The organism is Antarctobacter sp. (assembly GCF_048262615.1).
Lineage (GTDB): Bacteria > Pseudomonadota > Alphaproteobacteria > Rhodobacterales > Rhodobacteraceae > Antarctobacter.
In genome coordinates, this window is sequence record NZ_JBLXFB010000017.1 from 84134 (window position 1) to 98654 (window position 14521).

At 61.8% G+C, this 14521-nt stretch carries 16 protein-coding genes and 1 tRNA gene; 5 read left to right on the plus strand and 12 right to left on the minus strand.

Annotated elements, in window-relative coordinates; translation table 11 throughout:
- Positions 1–377: 377 nt before the first annotated feature.
- Positions 378–743 (plus strand): SH3 domain-containing protein, encoded by a 366-nt coding sequence (locus ACN0S5_RS17220; RefSeq protein ID WP_417209977.1) that lies wholly within the window; start codon positions 378–380, stop codon positions 741–743.
- A gap of 72 nt (positions 744–815) precedes the next feature.
- Here ACN0S5_RS17220 and ACN0S5_RS17225 read toward each other — a convergent pair whose 3' ends face one another.
- Positions 816–1565, minus strand: a complete 750-nt coding sequence (locus tag ACN0S5_RS17225; protein ID WP_417209978.1) for an RNA methyltransferase — start codon at positions 1563–1565, stop codon at positions 816–818.
- A gap of 131 nt (positions 1566–1696) precedes the next feature.
- On the opposite strand from ACN0S5_RS17225, the gene ACN0S5_RS17230 reads away from it, so the two are divergent.
- On the plus strand, positions 1697–2323 hold the full coding sequence (locus tag ACN0S5_RS17230) for a thiamine phosphate synthase (protein ID WP_417209979.1): 627 nt from the start codon (positions 1697–1699) through the stop codon (positions 2321–2323).
- A 14-nt stretch (positions 2324–2337) separates the two neighbouring features.
- Here ACN0S5_RS17230 and ACN0S5_RS17235 read toward each other — a convergent pair whose 3' ends face one another.
- The 3 genes from ACN0S5_RS17235 to ACN0S5_RS17245 form a co-directional block, all read right to left on the minus strand.
- Positions 2338–3180: a lysophospholipid acyltransferase family protein gene (locus tag ACN0S5_RS17235; protein ID WP_417209980.1), complete on the minus strand. Its 843-nt coding sequence runs from the start codon at positions 3178–3180 to the stop codon at positions 2338–2340.
- 7 nt (positions 3181–3187) lie between these two features.
- Positions 3188–3940 carry a GNAT family N-acetyltransferase gene (locus ACN0S5_RS17240; RefSeq protein ID WP_417209981.1) on the minus strand — a complete coding sequence of 251 codons (753 nt, stop codon included), beginning with the start codon at positions 3938–3940 and terminating at the stop codon, positions 3188–3190.
- 124 nt (positions 3941–4064) lie between these two features.
- A complete protein-coding gene (locus tag ACN0S5_RS17245; protein ID WP_323769010.1) occupies positions 4065–4247 on the minus strand; it encodes a DUF3553 domain-containing protein in 183 nt (60 codons plus the stop codon).
- A 28-nt stretch (positions 4248–4275) separates the two neighbouring features.
- Between ACN0S5_RS17245 and ACN0S5_RS17250 the strand changes: the two genes are divergently transcribed.
- Positions 4276–4881, plus strand: coding sequence for a histidine phosphotransferase family protein (locus ACN0S5_RS17250; RefSeq protein WP_417209982.1), 606 nt, complete (start codon positions 4276–4278; stop codon positions 4879–4881).
- Positions 4882–4927: 46 nt separating this feature from the next.
- On the opposite strand, the gene ACN0S5_RS17255 is transcribed toward ACN0S5_RS17250, so the two are convergent.
- From ACN0S5_RS17255 to ACN0S5_RS17285, 7 genes are all read right to left on the minus strand, one after another.
- Positions 4928–6193 carry a glutamate-5-semialdehyde dehydrogenase gene (locus tag ACN0S5_RS17255; protein WP_417209983.1) on the minus strand — a complete coding sequence of 422 codons (1266 nt, stop codon included), beginning with the start codon at positions 6191–6193 and terminating at the stop codon, positions 4928–4930.
- A 73-nt stretch (positions 6194–6266) separates the two neighbouring features.
- Positions 6267–7373: a glutamate 5-kinase gene (proB, locus tag ACN0S5_RS17260; RefSeq protein WP_417209984.1), complete on the minus strand. Its 1107-nt coding sequence runs from the start codon at positions 7371–7373 to the stop codon at positions 6267–6269.
- The gene (obgE, locus tag ACN0S5_RS17265; RefSeq protein WP_417209985.1) at positions 7361–8407 is read right to left on the minus strand and encodes a GTPase ObgE; all 1047 of its coding nucleotides are present in this window, start codon (positions 8405–8407) and stop codon (positions 7361–7363) included. Before obgE ends, proB begins: the two co-directional genes overlap by 13 nt.
- 105 nt (positions 8408–8512) lie before the next feature.
- On the minus strand, positions 8513–9052 hold the full coding sequence (locus tag ACN0S5_RS17270; RefSeq protein ID WP_417209986.1) for a GNAT family N-acetyltransferase: 540 nt from the start codon (positions 9050–9052) through the stop codon (positions 8513–8515).
- Positions 9053–9207: 155 nt separating this feature from the next.
- Complete coding sequence (gene rpmA, locus ACN0S5_RS17275; RefSeq protein WP_417209987.1) at positions 9208–9477, minus strand: 50S ribosomal protein L27; 270 nt, start codon at positions 9475–9477, stop codon at positions 9208–9210.
- 21 nt (positions 9478–9498) lie between these two features.
- On the minus strand, positions 9499–10074 hold the full coding sequence (locus ACN0S5_RS17280) for a 50S ribosomal protein L21 (protein WP_417209988.1): 576 nt from the start codon (positions 10072–10074) through the stop codon (positions 9499–9501).
- A 260-nt stretch (positions 10075–10334) separates the two neighbouring features.
- Positions 10335–11138 carry a DUF2059 domain-containing protein gene (locus tag ACN0S5_RS17285; protein ID WP_417209991.1) on the minus strand — a complete coding sequence of 268 codons (804 nt, stop codon included), beginning with the start codon at positions 11136–11138 and terminating at the stop codon, positions 10335–10337.
- Between the two features lie 253 nt (positions 11139–11391).
- On the opposite strand from ACN0S5_RS17285, the gene ACN0S5_RS17290 reads away from it, so the two are divergent.
- Together ACN0S5_RS17290 and ACN0S5_RS17295 are read left to right on the plus strand one after the other, a co-directional pair.
- Positions 11392–11481: transfer RNA gene (locus ACN0S5_RS17290), tRNA-Ser, on the plus strand.
- 40 nt (positions 11482–11521) lie between these two features.
- Positions 11522–12940: a tyrosine-type recombinase/integrase gene (locus ACN0S5_RS17295; protein WP_417209989.1), complete on the plus strand. Its 1419-nt coding sequence runs from the start codon at positions 11522–11524 to the stop codon at positions 12938–12940.
- 78 nt (positions 12941–13018) lie between these two features.
- Here ACN0S5_RS17295 and ACN0S5_RS17300 read toward each other — a convergent pair whose 3' ends face one another.
- A complete protein-coding gene (locus ACN0S5_RS17300) occupies positions 13019–14356 on the minus strand; it encodes a reverse transcriptase domain-containing protein (protein ID WP_417209990.1) in 1338 nt (445 codons plus the stop codon).
- Positions 14357–14521 lie beyond the last annotated feature (165 nt).

Here is a 14521-nt window from a genome sequence, read left to right on the forward strand (position 1 = left end):
GGCTAAGGTCTACTTCAACCACAACTACTACTGGGTGTCGGCCAAGTACCTGCAAGGGCATTCCTGCCACTGGGCACCCAAGAAGAAGCATCACAACAAGCACTACAACAAGCACTACAACTACTGATTTCTTCCTCCCAAACCGGTGCCGGTTTCTCCTCCCTGGCCGGCCCGGCCTCCTTGCGGATCGATCCCACCGGATCGGTCCGCTTTGTTTTGCGGTCCGGAAAACGAGGCGCCAGATTCATTTCCTTGGCCGGTCAGGAATGCCTGACTTATGGTAAAGTACTGAAGACCGTAAATTGTGGGTACAGGTTCACACGCGTCCACCATCATTCAAAAGCCAGCCAAGTTCATAGACTCAAAGGAACAAATCCATGAAGACCTTCCTGATTTCCGCGGCTATTGCAGCCACCGCCCTGACCGCCTCTGTCGCATCCGCCGACCAGGCCTGGGTTGGTCAGAACCACCTGAACTATCGCACCGGTCCCGGCCTGAACTACGCCGTTGCCGGCACCTTCCAGCCTTGCCATGCCTTGGACACCTACGACCGCCAGTATGGCTGGGTTCAGGTCCTGCATCAGGGTCAGTACTACTGGGTGCATCAGGATTACGTGGTGAACTACCAGTGCTCCTACACCCCGCCGCAGAACACCTACACACCGCCCAAGAACACCTATACGCCGCCCAAAAAGACCTACACCCCTCCGAAGCAGACCGGCGGTTACGGCGGCAACTACTGATCCCCACCTGAGTACCGGCGCCGGTTCTCCTCCCTGTCCGGCCCGGCCGACTTGCGGACTGACCCCCAGGGCTCAGTCCGCTTTTTTGTCTTTCCAGCGCACCACCTGCCGCATCATGCCGTGCAGCATCTGCACATCCGCACGGGTCAGCGGCAGGCGCGACCACATGTTGCGCAGGTTGGTTTTCATCCCCTCGGCCTTGGTTTCGGGGAAAAAGAAACCCGCCTCGTCCAGCCGGTCCTCATAGTGGCGGGCCAGATGTTCGACCTCATGGGCCTCGGCCACCTCGGTGCCAGCCAGCGTTTCGGTCACCGGCGCGATTTCAGCGGTGGCGCGTTGCCATTCATAGGCGGTCAACAGCACACATTGCGCGAGGTTCAGCGAGTAAAATTCGGGGTTCACCGGCACCGTGATGATCGCGTTTGCCTGCGCCACGTCCTCATTTTCCAGCCCGGCCCGTTCCGGCCCGAACATGACCGACACCCTTTGACCCTGTGCGATTCGACGCGCCGCCTCTGCCATGGCTTCGCGCGGCTCATAGACCGTCTTGGTCAGATCGCGCGACCGCGCCGTGGTGGCGAAGACGAAATGACTGTCGGACAACGCCTCGGCCAGAGTGTCGGTGTGGATCGCCTCATCCAGCAACCGCCCCGCACCAGAGGCCATCGCCACCGCCTTGGGGTTGGGCCAGCCGTCGCGTGGCCCCACGACCCGCATCCGGTCCAGCCCAAAGTTCCACATTGCCCGCGCCGCCGCGCCGATATTCTCGCCCATCTGGGGCCGGACCAGCACAAAGGCCGGTTGCGGTCTGTCAGTCGCCATGGAACCCTCCTGAAGATCGGCGGAGGGGTACTGCCCCGAAGCGCCGGGGGCAAGCCCGCCCGACATGCGAAAAACGCAGGTGCAAAGGGCGCAGACCCGCGTTATGAGAGCGTTCGGACCAGGAGAGCGCCATGACGACCGAAGACCGGGATGCCCCGCAGATCTACCTTGTGACACCGCCTGAGTTCGACCTCGGCAGCTTTCCCGGCCAATTGGCGCGCGTTGTGGGTGAGGTTGATGTCGCCTGCCTGCGCCTCAGCCTGGCGACCCGCGATGAGGATCGCCTGCTGCGCGCCGCCGATGCGGTCCGCGAGGTGGCGCACAAGGTCGACGTGGCCCTGGTGATCGACACCCATGTGGTCATGGCCGAACGTCTGGGTCTGGACGGTGTGCATCTGCTTGATGGCGCACGCTCTGTCCGATTCGCCCGCAAGACTCTGGGCCCGGACGCCATTGTCGGGGCTTATTGCCGCCAGTCCCGGCACGACGGGATGTCCGCCGCCGAGGGCGGTGCGGACTATGTGTCCTTCGGACCCGTGTCCGGCGCATTGGATGATGGCGCATTGGCCGACCCCGAGCTTTTCAGCTGGTGGACAGAGATGATCGAACTGCCCGTGGTGGCCGAGGGCGGATTGACCGCCGATCTCATCACCCAACTGTCGCCGATCACCGATTTCTTTTCGATTGGCGAAGAAATCTGGTCGACCGACGATCCGGCCGCAACGTTGAAGCAGTTCGAACAGGCCATGCGCGGCTGACGTCGCGTATGGGGTCACGCGGGGCCAAGCGGCCCCAGTTCGGCCTCATGGCCGGCCCTGACCTGAGACTCCAGTGCCCGCGCAACGCTTTTGCGATTGGCATAGTCATCCACCCGCACAGCCGGATGATAGATCAGAACTACGCGCCCTTGCCGCACCTGCGCCAGCACCCGCAACAGGGACGCGCCAAACTCCATATCGCCCCACCAGCCATAAAAGCACGCAGGCACACCCGGCGGCGCGTGGTAGACCACGCTCACCGGCTGGATCTGCATGGCATGGTGCAGCCGTTCGGAATAGAACGCGGCAAACAGCGTTGTCTTGAACGGCAGCACCCGCAGACCGTCGGTCGAGGTCCCCTCGGGGAAAAACAGCAGGCGATGACCGTGCAGCAGACGTTCCTCGAACAGCTGGGTCTGCGACTGCGCCTCTCGCGGGTCGCGGTTGATGAACACCGTCCCGGTCGCCCGCGCAAGCCAGCCGATCCCCGGCCAGCCAGAGACCTCTGCCTTGGAGACGAAATAGATCGTCTTGCGGCTGTTGAGCACAAAAATATCCAGCCATGAGGTGTGATTGGCCACCACAGCGCCCGCGCCCGTCATGCGCTGGCCCCGCACCTCTACCGGCAATCCCATGATCAACAGAACCGTGCGACAGACACACTGGGTGATCAGGGGCGTCACCGGACGGCGCGCGCCAAACAATGGCCGCTCTATCAGCCGAGCCAGCAACAAAAGGCCCAGACAACCGAAGATCACCACCACCATGAGCGGCGCCCGCAGGGCGATCCGCAGCCAGCCCATGACGCCGATGGGCGGCCAGTCGGGCGGATCGGCGCCGTCCCAAGTCTGACTCATGCCTGCCTCACAGAGCGCGCTCTTGGGTATAGCGCGCGCGCTGGCGGTCGTTCATCCGCTCTGTGTCCATCACAAGGCAGACGTCTACCGTATTGAAATCGCGATCGATAAAGGCCCCGTCGCCCACGCAGCCCCCCAACCGCAGATAGGCCTTGATCAGCGCGGGCACCTGCAACATGGCGCGGCGGCGGTCGATCTGGTCCTCTGACATCAGGTCCATGGATTGAAACAGACGGGCGCGCGGGCGCAGTTCCGCCGGGGACAAATGGCGGTGATGCAGCAGAGACAGCGGTTCGGCCAGTTTGGCCACGTCGATGCCGTGAAAGCTGGCCACGCCGAACAGCACCTCGATGCCGTGGTCCCGGACGTAGCTGCCCAGTCCTTGCCAGAGATGGAACATCGCAGGCCCGCCCCGGTAATCGCGGTGCAGACAGGAGCGGCCAAGTTCCAGAAGGCGACGCCCGCTGCTCTTGAGCGCGGTCAGGTCGTATTCATCCTCGGAATAGAATTGCCCTGCGGCCTTGGCCTGATCCTCACGCAGAACGCGGTAGACCCCGACAACAGCATCGCCGCGCAGGTTGTCGCAAATCAGCAGATGGTCGAAAAACGGATCGAACCGGTCCCGTTCCAGCCGCGCCTCATGATCGACCAAGGCCCCGTCGCCGCCCAGTTCGGCCACGAAGACCTCATAGCGCAGGCGCTGCGCAGCCTTGATGTCGTCGTCGTTTTCCGCGAGCCGGACCGTGAAGGCCTCTGTCACACTTTTGTCCCCCGCGCGTGGCCGCATGATGTCTGGTGGTCATAGGCAAGCCGCCGTTGGAGTGCAATGTTTCCCGTGTTAGTGCGACACTGGTTAACCATTCCTAAACCTGTGTAGGAATACGTTAACCATCAAACACCGGGAGGAGAGTGACCCGCGCACCGTCGATCACGACTTTGCCCTCTTCGCGGAAATTCACGGTGATCCGGCCGCCGATGTTTGACTGTACCTGGCCGGTGCCCCAATCGGGCTGATCCGGATGACGGACCAGCATCCCCGGTTCGAGTAAAGAGTTGAGATCTGCCATTCCTATTCCCTCCAGAACGGAGCCAGACATGTCCGAGCCCCGCGCCAATCTTGCCGCTCTTGTCGGGTCGCGCCTGTGCCACGACCTTATCAGCCCCATCGGCGCCATCCAGAACGGACTGGAACTGATCGCCCTTTCGGGACCCGCAGACACCAGCCCGGAAATGGCGCTGATCCAGGAAAGCTGCGAAAGCGCCGCGGCGCGCATCCGCTTTTTCCGGGTCGCCTTTGGTCAGGCCAGCCAGCAACACATGATGGGCCGCCGTGAGGTCATGTCCACCCTGACAGCGCTTGGCAAGGGCGGCAAGCTGCGCGCTGACTGGATGCCGCAGGACGACCTGCCCCGGATCGAGGTGCAACTGGCGTTTCTTGCCTATCTTTGTTGCGAAAGCGCGCTGCCCGGTGGCGGCACGATCCGCTTTGACCGTGACGCCGCGGGCTGGGCGCTCAGCGCCTCTGGCCCCCGACTGTCGATAGACCAACCGCTATGGGATCACCTGAACGGCAGCGGAGCGCTGGACGATCCCGCCGCCAACCGTGTGCAATTTGTCCTGTTGCCGATTCTGGCCGAGGCGGCGGGGCACAAGGTATATGCAATGGTGCGGGATGAGACGATCATCCTCAAGATCGCCTGACCCGACCGCGCAGGCCCCATCCGTCGCAATGCGATTGCGTCCGGGCCTAGGCCCGGACGGTGCCATCCCCTGTCACCAGATATTTGAAGCTGGTCAGTTGTTCGGCACCCACCGGTCCGCGCGCGTGCATCTTACCCGTGGCGATGCCGATTTCTGCGCCCATACCGAACTCACCGCCATCGGCAAACTGGGTCGAGGCATTGCGCATCAGAATTGCCGAATCGAGCCGCTCAAAGAACCGCGCAGCGGCGGCGTCATCCTCGGTCAGGATACAGTCGGTGTGGTTCGAGCCGTACCGGCGAATATGCGCGATGGCGGCGTCGATATCGTCCACGACCCGCGCGGCGATAATGCTGTCGAGGTATTCGTGCCCCCAGTCTTCGGACTTTGCCGGAACGGTTCCGGCGATCACCTGCAACTCGGCATCCGCCCGCACCTCGACATCCGCCTCCAGCAGCGCGCGGATCACGCCCTGCCCGATGGTCTCGGCCACGTCGCGGTGGATCAGCAGGCATTCAGCGGCCCCACAGATGCCGGTGCGCCGGGTCTTGGCGTTCTTGACAACAGACAGCGCCTTGACCGGATCGGCGTCCTTGTCGATGTAAATGTGTACGATACCTTCGAGATGGGCAAAGACCGGCACCCGCGCCTCACGCTGCACCAGCCCCACCAGACCCTTGCCGCCCCGCGGCACGATCACGTCGATGCTGTCGGTCATCTTCAGCATCTCGCTGACCGCCGCGCGGTCCCGTGTCGGCACCAGCTGGATCGCGGCCTCCGGCAGACCCGCCGCGCGCAGCCCCTCGACAAGGCAGGCATGGATCGCGCCGGAGGAATGAAAGCTTTCCGATCCGCCGCGCAGGATCACCGCGTTCCCGGCCTTGAGGCAGAGCGCACCCGCATCCGCCGTGACGTTGGGCCGCGACTCGTAGATCACGCCGACAACGCCAAGGGGCGTGCGGACGCGCTGGATGTGCAGCCCCGTGGGCCGGTCCCACTCGGCAATCACCTGCCCCACAGGATCGTCCTGCGCCGCGACAGAGCGCAGGCTGTCACAGATGCCCTGAATGCGCGTCTCATCCAGCATCAGCCGGTCCATCATCGCCTTCGACAGGTCCTTTTGGCGGCCATAATCCAGATCACGGGCATTCGCCTCGATGATCTGCGCGCGCGACGCCCAGACGGTGTCGGCAGCGATTTCAAGCGCCTTGCGCTTTTGCTCGGCTGGGGCAAAGGCCAGTTCCGCGGCGGCCGCACGGGCCTTTTCGCCAATGTCGTGCATCAGGGCGGGTATGTTTTCGAGATCTTTCATCGCAAGAACCCTCTGGCCTAGGTTGATTGAGCGTATGTCTAGAGAGAAGAAACGCAGGCGTCAAAGCGTGCGATCACACCGCCATGTCATCGCGGTGGATCAAAACGGCGCGGCCCGGATAGCCAAGGATGGCCTCGATCTCGCGGCTGTGGTGCCCGGCGATGGCGCGCGCCTCTTCGGCTGTGTAGCGGGTCAGGCCCTGACCCAGCGTCTTGCCGGTGAGGCTGCGGATGGTCACCGGATCGCCACGGCCAAAATCGCCCTCGACCGCGCGCAGCCCCGCAGGCAGCAGCGACTTGCCAGAGGCAAGCGCCCGCGCCGCGCCCTCATCCACGCGCAGGGTGCCCTGCGGTTTCATCGCCGCGATCCAGCGTTTGCGCGCCGCGTGCGGGTCCAGTTGCGGCGTAAACAGGGTTGACGGCGCGCCATCGGTCAGGCGCTTCAACGGGTGCAACTCGGCCCCGTGGCTGATGATCATCGCACAGCCAGAGGCGGTGGCAGTCTTCGCCGCCATCACCTTGGTTTTCATCCCGCCCTTGGACAGGCCCGACCCGGCGTCACCGGCCATTCCCTCAATCTCGGGCGTGATTTCGTCAATCACCGCAATCCGTTGCGCGGCAGGGTCGGTGGTCGGGTTGCCGGTATAAAGCCCGTCCACATCCGACAACAGCACCAGCAGATCCGCCCCCACGGTCACTGCCACCTGCGCCGCCAGCCGATCATTGTCGCCATAGCGGATCTCATCGGTGGCGACGGTGTCGTTTTCATTGACGATAGGCACCACGCCAAAGCCCAGCAAGGTTTCCAGCGTCGCGCGTGAGTTCAGGTAGCGGCGGCGGTCGGCGCTGTCTTCCAGCGTTACCAGCACCTGCGCGGTGATCAGACCGTGCGGGGCCAGCGCCTCTTGCCACGCGCGGGCCAGACGGATTTGGCCCACGGCAGCAGCGGCCTGCGATTGTTCCAGCGGCAGCACGCTGGACGGCAGACCCAGAATGCCCCGCCCCAGCGCGATGGAGCCGGACGACACCAGCACCACATCTGCGCCACGGCGTTTCAGAACGGCAATGTCTTCGGCGATGGAGGTCAGCCAATCGGTGCGCAAATCGCCACTGGTGCGATCCACCAACAGCGCCGACCCGATTTTGACGACGACGCGGCGCGCCGTGGTCAGGGCTGCCATTGACCGTCCTCCTCCTCGGCCTCCGGGGCCGGGCGGTCGGCGGCGCGGCGCGCCTCGACATGCGGGCGCAGGGCGCGCAGCACCTCGGTCACGCCCTCCTTGGTGGCACCGGACATCAGCATCACATTCTTGGCCCCTGCGGCCTCCAGTTCGTCCTTGAGGAAAACCCGCTCTTCATCATCCAGCGCGTCGATCTTGTTCAGAACCGTCACGCGCGGCTTGTCCGCCAGACCCGCGCCATAGGCGTCGAGTTCATTGCAGATTGTCTGGTAATCCTCGATCAGGCTGCCTGAGGTGCCGTCGATCAGGTGCAACAACACGGCGCTGCGTTCGACGTGACCAAGAAAGATATCGCCCAGCCCCCTGCCCTCATGCGCGCCTTCGATCAGGCCGGGAATATCGGCCACGACAAATTCAGTGTTGTCGATAGCCACAACCCCAAGGTTGGGATGCAGCGTGGTAAACGGATAATCCGCGATCTTGGGCCGGGCATTGGATGTCACCGACAAAAAGGTGCTCTTGCCCGCGTTGGGCAGGCCCAGCAGGCCGACATCGGCAATCAGCTTCAGCCGCAGCCACAGCGTCCGCTCAACGCCCTCCTGCCCCGGATTGGCGTTGCGCGGCCCCTGATTGGTCGAGCTTTTGAATTGCAGGTTGCCCCAGCCGCCATTGCCGCCTTTGGCAATCCGCACGCGCTGGCCCAGTTCGGTGATGTCGGCGATCACCGTTTCCTCATCCTCTTCAAGGATTTCGGTCCCCACCGGCACCCGTAGGACGATGTCGTTGCCATCGGCACCGGTGCGGTTTTGCCCCCGGCCCGACTGGCCGTTCTGCGCAAACCAATGCTGCTGATAGCGAAAGTCGATCAGCGTGTTCAGACCATCAACCGCCTCGACCCAGACCGATCCGCCGCGCCCGCCGTCGCCGCCGTCCGGTCCGCCGTATTCGATGAATTTCTCACGCCGAAAACTGACGCAGCCGTTGCCGCCTGCGCCGGAGCGAATGTAAACCTTGCAGAGATCGAGAAACTTCATGGGATGCGCTTTCGGCGAGGGACAGGCGGCGGTTTACCGGGGTTTCCGGGGGCGCTCAAGCACCCCCGGTATGGACAGGCCGCCGAACCGGACGCTCCGGCGCGATCAGCCCAGTTTTCGAATGTAGGTCCATGTCGGCACCTTGGCCTGGCGGGCGACAGAGTAGGCTTCGGCATCGCCGATGTATTCAAACCCGCAGTTCACCAGCACCCGCGCCGAGGCTGCGTTGTCCTGAAAGACAGAGGCGAACATGGTGGCATTGCCCATCGGGTTTGCCTCGACCAGCGCGCGCACCGCGTCAGAGGCCAGCCCGGTATTCCAGAACGCCGGCGCCACCCAATAGCCGACCTCTGACTGGTTGCGGTCCATCCGCTCCAGCGAGATCAGGCCCATCAGTTCAGCGCCGTCGACCTTGGTTGCGTCCATCGCCCAGACATCCTCTGTCCGGTCGGGCGCGGTGGCGCGCGTAACAAACGCTTCGGTTGCGCCCGGCGGCAAGGGATGCGGAATCGACGTGGTCATCCGCGCCACCCGTTCATCGCGGGTATAAAGATCCATCAACCCGATATCGGACTGGCGAACGGGACGCAGGTCGAACCGTTCGGTGGCCACGATCGGCTGGTTGTCGGTGGTATCAAGGACCATCTGCACTCTCCTCCTGTGCAACGGCCGGGATCGGCGGCACCTGCGCCTTGCAGGTCATCGTATTTTCCACGCGGTCGATCCGGGACCCGGAAAATGGCAAGGGGACCGGCGCGGTCGCCGATCCCCTGTCCGCTTCCGTGACATTATACTCGGCGTTATTCTGCGGCTTCCGCCACCGGCAGCACCGAAATGAACGTGCGGCCCTTGAGGCCCTTGCGGAAGGTCACGCCGCCTTCGACGGTTGCAAAGATCGTGTGATCCTTGCCCATGCCCACGCCTTCACCCGGCCAGAACTTGGTGCCGCGCTGACGCACGATGATGTTGCCGGGGATTGCGGACTGGCCACCGTAGAGTTTGACGCCAAGGCGGCGTCCGGCAGAGTCGCGTCCGTTGCGGGAGGAGCCGCCAGCTTTTTTATGTGCCATCTGTGTCTCTCCTTGACTGTCTTAGGCCAGAGTCTTGGCCTGTTCGACCCACTCAGGCTTGACCTTGGTGGCGTCGAAGGTTTCCGGATCGACCGCGGCAAGCGCGGCGAAAGTGGTGATGCCTGCCTCGACCAGTTTCTTGGCGGCGGCGGGGCCGACACCTGTGATTTGGGTCAGGTCGTCGCCGGTTTCAACCGCAGGGGCTGCGGCCGGGGCCGGAGCAGCGGCAACCGTCGCCACAGAGCCCGCACCGATCGCGGCCTTGACGCCAGTCTTGTCGCCACCCTCTGCGAGGATGTCGGTCACGCGGACCAGCGTCAACTGCTGGCGGTGGCCCTTGGTGCGCTGCGAGCCATGCTTACGACGGCGCTTGACGAAGTGAATGAGCTTTTCGCCCTTCACCTGATCGATCACCTCGGCCTGCACCGCGGCACCGGCCACGGTCGGCGCGCCGACAACGGTGGTGTCGCCGCCCAGCATGAGAATGTCATTGAATTGCACGGTTTCACCCGCGTCTGCGGCCAGCTTTTCAACCCGGAGCGTATCGCCCGACTGAACCTTGTACTGTTTGCCGCCGGTCTTCATCACCGCGAACATGGTGCGTCTTTCCTTTTTCTGCCGCGTTCTTTGGCCCCTTTGCAGGAGTTCATGGGGTCGATGCCCCGCCCCGAACAGCGCGCCCCTTCCGGAGCGTTCGTTGACAAAACAAAAAGGCGGAGCCGAGGCCCCGTCCTTCATGTGGGCGGCTTATGGTCTGTGGGCCCTGTCCTTGTCAAGGGGCTGTTGCAGGACCGGGCCGCCGTTGCCGCCGGGGCAGACCGCCACGAATGGATTCGGTGGATCGCCCCTCTGCCCGCTTACAGGTCTTGCTGTTGCATCTGCTGTGCTGCGGCCAGCCCCAGCGCATAGGAAATCTCATCGTACATCGCGTTGAACCCGGCAAACAGCGCGCGGTTCAGGGCACGGCCCTGCGTTGTCTCGGACAGCGCGATATACGCATCCAGTTCCTCGTCCTCCAACGGTTCATAGGCCAGCAACAAAAAGGCATAAAGCCATTCGCGCGTGTCCTCGCGGGTTTCCTTTTCCTGCGACCAGACGTCCGACAGGATATCCCCTTCAGACAGTTGCAGCCCGCCGCCGTCCACCAACCCGGAATAGAACTTGAACGAGGCGTTCAAAGCGCCGGTCACATTGGCCTCCAGCAGGTCGTTGACCTCGACAAAGCGGCGGATCTGGTCCAGCCGCGGGCCTTCGTTGTCCTTGATCTCGCGGTAGGACTGGCGCGCCGCCTCTTCGACGGCGTCGTCGATCATGGCCTCGCGGGCGGCCAGTTCAAGCTCGACTATGCGGCGACCAAGATCAGATGAGAAAAAGGCGATCAGCGGTTCCGGATCGGTGTCGGCGATGGCCCCGGAAAACCCCGTCCGGACAACGGTATGCATTTTTTCCGGGTCGTAAATCTGCGACAACAAGCTTTCCCATGGCGCGGAACTGCCCCCCGGCAGCATATCGCCCGCAAGCTCGCCGCCAAAAGACATGCCCTCGGTTCGCATTATGCCCAGCATCGAGTCGACCTGCAAAGCGTCCAAGAGCTCGTCCACCTTGTCGGCCCGCGCCGGGACCGCAACCACAAGCCAGGTCAGCAGGGCCAAGACCCCCACCACAAGGCGCCGGGCCGCGACAGCCGTAGAAAGCGGAGAGATTTGGTCCATGGGGTCCTCACAGATGACTGGTCAGGACAACAATTAGGGCACACGTGGCTCCACAACAACCGTCCTGCGTGTGAACCGGCGGTCTCGCGCCCGTTGTCGCCACGGCACAACCGGGAAAGCGGGCGGGGCACAAAGAAGCTGCCTTTTCTCTGTTGCGCATGGCGTTCGAATTGGCTAAACGCCCCGCTACCAAGACCCCCGCGGAGAGGTGCCGGAGTGGTCGAACGGGGCGGTCTCGAAAACCGTTGTGGGTGCAAGCCTACCCAGGGTTCGAATCCCTGTCTCTCCGCCATTTCTTCCAAGTCTTTGATGACAAAGAGGAAAATAGCACGATGTCCAAGAAGCCGTTGTCCAAAATGGACCACACGAAGAAGGCATTGGACATGGACTACCTCAAACAACCACGTGGTCCCGGCACAGGTTGGGTTTTTTATATGGTGACGCCTCCAGAATTGATCGGGAAGCCAAACCCATTGACTGGTAAGCTGTGTCGGAAAACGCTCATCAAGGGCTTGGGCACTCGCCACCCTGTCGAGGCCCGTAAACGACGTGATATTGCCCTAGGTGAGATACGCAAAGCCGTTGCTGAATTGTCCGACGAAGGCCGTTTCAGCCTTAGCTCTGCAGAAGAATGGCGAGAAGTGATCGCCAACGACGACAGCGAAGAACAAGGGATCGAACTGGTCCTCTCCGACCAACTTGAGAAAGCGGCAGAGCGGGGCGTGCCTGAAGCCCAACTCAGGAGTTTCAACCGTGTTGCGCTCGGCAAAGGCTACCCGATCACGACGGCCTTGGACCGCTACATCGAAGAGCGTAGCCCCGGCAATCGCCGCAATTTCAAGCCGCTCGCATTGACCACTGTGGGCAACCTAAAGACAGCCGTAGGTCACCTCCGGTCTTTTCTTGAGGACCATCAAAACATTGCCTGTATGGAGGACGTGACCCCAAATTCGGCCCGTGCCTTTCGCGACGAATACCTGCCAGAACTGAAATCTCCCCGCTCCCCATTGGGCATGTCTCACAAGACAGTGTCGAAGAACATTACGCTTCTTACGCAGTTCTGGGCTTGGGCCGTCGAACGGCGGATCACCATGGCGCGATATAAGAACCCGTGGATATTTCAAAAGTCGGTGCCTCGCGCATCAAGGTCCGACAAGCCGAAACGGTCAGATTTCACACCTCACGAGTTTTCGAAGCTCCTGCAGGCAGTCCCATCTGGCACGCACAAAGGCGACCTGATCCGCCTTGCGATTGTTACCGGCTGTCGGGCCGATGAACTGGCCACAATCACTCTCGACCACACTGAGGGAGACGGATCGGGGTTCTATTTGACCCACGGCAAAACCAGCAATGCACTGCGGTATGTGCCTGTCCCAGCAGACGCCAGAGCGCTCCTACAGCGACGTGTCACCCTCAATGACCCATCGGGCCGGATCTTCCCTGAGTGGCCTATCAGAGGGTCCTCAGGTAAGGCTGCGGCTGTCTCTCAGTGGTTCACACGCTTCCGTCGCAAGGTCCTCGGGCCTGAAACAGATCACCGCCTGTCTCTTCACTCCACCAGACACACATGGCGAACGGTCGCTCGACGAGCACGCGTCAATGAAGCCGACATCAACGATCTGGGAGGTTGGTCCGGTCCCCGCTCATCGAGTTCCGCCTATGACCACGGCATACTGAAGGAGCAACTTGAAGAAGCTCAACAGACGATATGGGAAGAGTTGAAGCGATCTGACTATTTGGAAGGGTTCTGAGGCGACGTCTGTCGGTGCATCTGGCGCGTACGTCCACGAAGCAGCAAGCGGACAGATCGACCGCGGGAATTATGACGCTTACTTCGTTGCCTTCTCCCTTGAAAGGTCGAACATTGAGGCGGTGGAAGGGACGCCAAGTATCATCGCCTTGACCTTTGAATCGGCCTTCCCCAGCTTACGGACGATAAAGCCGTGATAGTCCGCGACCTGCTCAGAGATGAAGGTGTCGAGGTGTTCGAAAGGTTGGCGTTGATTGCAAAACGCGAAGGACATTTGCCACCCATATACACGTCTTCCCAAGGCATCCAATGTGGCGCTCTGCGAGTACTTGGAACTCAAGTTGCTGCCTTTGCTTAGCGCCTCCTTGATCGCGGACTTAGAGGACGCAAGCGTCTGCCGAACCCCATCCTTCATGTTGTCTATCGATTTCCCGCTTGGAACGCATCGCTTGGGCTGAAGCTTGCAGCCAAGGAAATTGATGGCCTTGCTACACTCTCCCTGCGCTGCCTTGTCAGGTCCGTCTGACGGTGTGTAGAGGCCAAAACCAAAGTCGGTCAAGGTCTGCTCAGCGTGCGCTTTGGCTGCGTCAATTGACGCCTGATCGGCTCCGACCATGAGAATGTCGTCGATGTATCTCACCGCCGTCACGCCCATCGCGTTCAACTGCTGATCCATTTCGTAGAGCAATACGTTGCCGGCGAACGCTGATAGGGAAGAACCTTGAGCAACGCCGATGCCACCTTTCGGGAAGAGGTGAGTGTACCCGACAAGATCGGCTTCATTTCCTAAGTGAACCTCAAGGGCCTTAGTGAAAAGCTCAACAAGCGCTTCGTCTCCGGTTTCGCGCAGAACAAAGGCAACCACCTTGTCTGTCGGAATTCTCGTGAAGAAGGCACGGATGTCAGATTGGAAGTAGAACTTCGCGCCACCATCGATGGCCGCCATGATGGTCTCAATTGCGGGGCGGACACCTCCATACGGGTAAATCAGGCCTCCAACACCATACTTGGACCGATTAACGTCATTGATGCGACCAAGCCTATCATCGCGCTTAGTCTCGAACCGTGTGTCTGGGTCGCGTAGGTCACGCGCTTGCCTTGGCTGTAAGACCTGTAGGATTGCCCGCTGCACCACACGGTTCTGAATGGTGGATATTGCGATTGGCCTTGGGTCTTTCTTTGCCGCAAGGCGCTTGCGCTTGTCCTTCAAAATGCCCTCAACGGGATCAAAGGAAAGCTTGCCAGTTCGCAGTTGACGGATAATTCGCCTTAGGTGCCGTTGATGAGCATACTCGAACTCGGAGGCTTTGCCGCGAATGTCAGCGTTGCCAGAGGTCAACGCGCTTTTCTTGACATGCCGCCAAGCTGCGAAAATGTTCTGTTCGCTCCTGACTTCCTCGAAAAGTGTCTTCGTCATGTTCTTCGCTCGGGTCCTCCGCTCATACAATCCCGACCGTTGACGCACACCCATCCACTGCGCACGGCATGGCCGCGACTACAGACACCTCAGCGGCAAATGCCACCTTGGCGCGGTCTCCGTGGCGCACGATCCGCATGGAAAGGTCCAGCTTCACGTCCGACG

Bases quoted from the DNA above. Each gene is read 5' to 3' on its own strand.
- ACN0S5_RS17270 (WP_417209986.1), bottom strand. From the start codon at position 9,052: ATGGTCCTTGATACCACCGACAACCAGCCGATCGTGGCCACCGAACGG.
- ACN0S5_RS17245 (WP_323769010.1), bottom strand. From the start codon at position 4,247: ATGGCAGATCTCAACTCTTTACTCGAACCGGGGATGCTGGTCCGTCAT.
- ACN0S5_RS17230 (WP_417209979.1), top strand. From the start codon at position 1,697: ATGACGACCGAAGACCGGGATGCCCCGCAGATCTACCTTGTGACACCG.
- ACN0S5_RS17255 (WP_417209983.1), bottom strand. From the start codon at position 6,193: ATGAAAGATCTCGAAAACATACCCGCCCTGATGCACGACATTGGCGAA.
- ACN0S5_RS17280 (WP_417209988.1), bottom strand. From the start codon at position 10,074: ATGTTCGCGGTGATGAAGACCGGCGGCAAACAGTACAAGGTTCAGTCG.
- ACN0S5_RS17300 (WP_417209990.1), bottom strand. From the start codon at position 14,356: ATGACGAAGACACTTTTCGAGGAAGTCAGGAGCGAACAGAACATTTTC.
- ACN0S5_RS17220 (WP_417209977.1), top strand. From the start codon at position 378: ATGAAGACCTTCCTGATTTCCGCGGCTATTGCAGCCACCGCCCTGACC.
- ACN0S5_RS17225 (WP_417209978.1), bottom strand. From the start codon at position 1,565: ATGGCGACTGACAGACCGCAACCGGCCTTTGTGCTGGTCCGGCCCCAG.
- ACN0S5_RS17250 (WP_417209982.1), top strand. From the start codon at position 4,276: ATGTCCGAGCCCCGCGCCAATCTTGCCGCTCTTGTCGGGTCGCGCCTG.
- obgE (WP_417209985.1), bottom strand. From the start codon at position 8,407: ATGAAGTTTCTCGATCTCTGCAAGGTTTACATTCGCTCCGGCGCAGGC.
- ACN0S5_RS17235 (WP_417209980.1), bottom strand. From the start codon at position 3,180: ATGAGTCAGACTTGGGACGGCGCCGATCCGCCCGACTGGCCGCCCATC.
- rpmA (WP_417209987.1), bottom strand. From the start codon at position 9,477: ATGGCACATAAAAAAGCTGGCGGCTCCTCCCGCAACGGACGCGACTCT.
- proB (WP_417209984.1), bottom strand. From the start codon at position 7,373: ATGGCAGCCCTGACCACGGCGCGCCGCGTCGTCGTCAAAATCGGGTCG.
- ACN0S5_RS17295 (WP_417209989.1), top strand. From the start codon at position 11,522: ATGTCCAAGAAGCCGTTGTCCAAAATGGACCACACGAAGAAGGCATTG.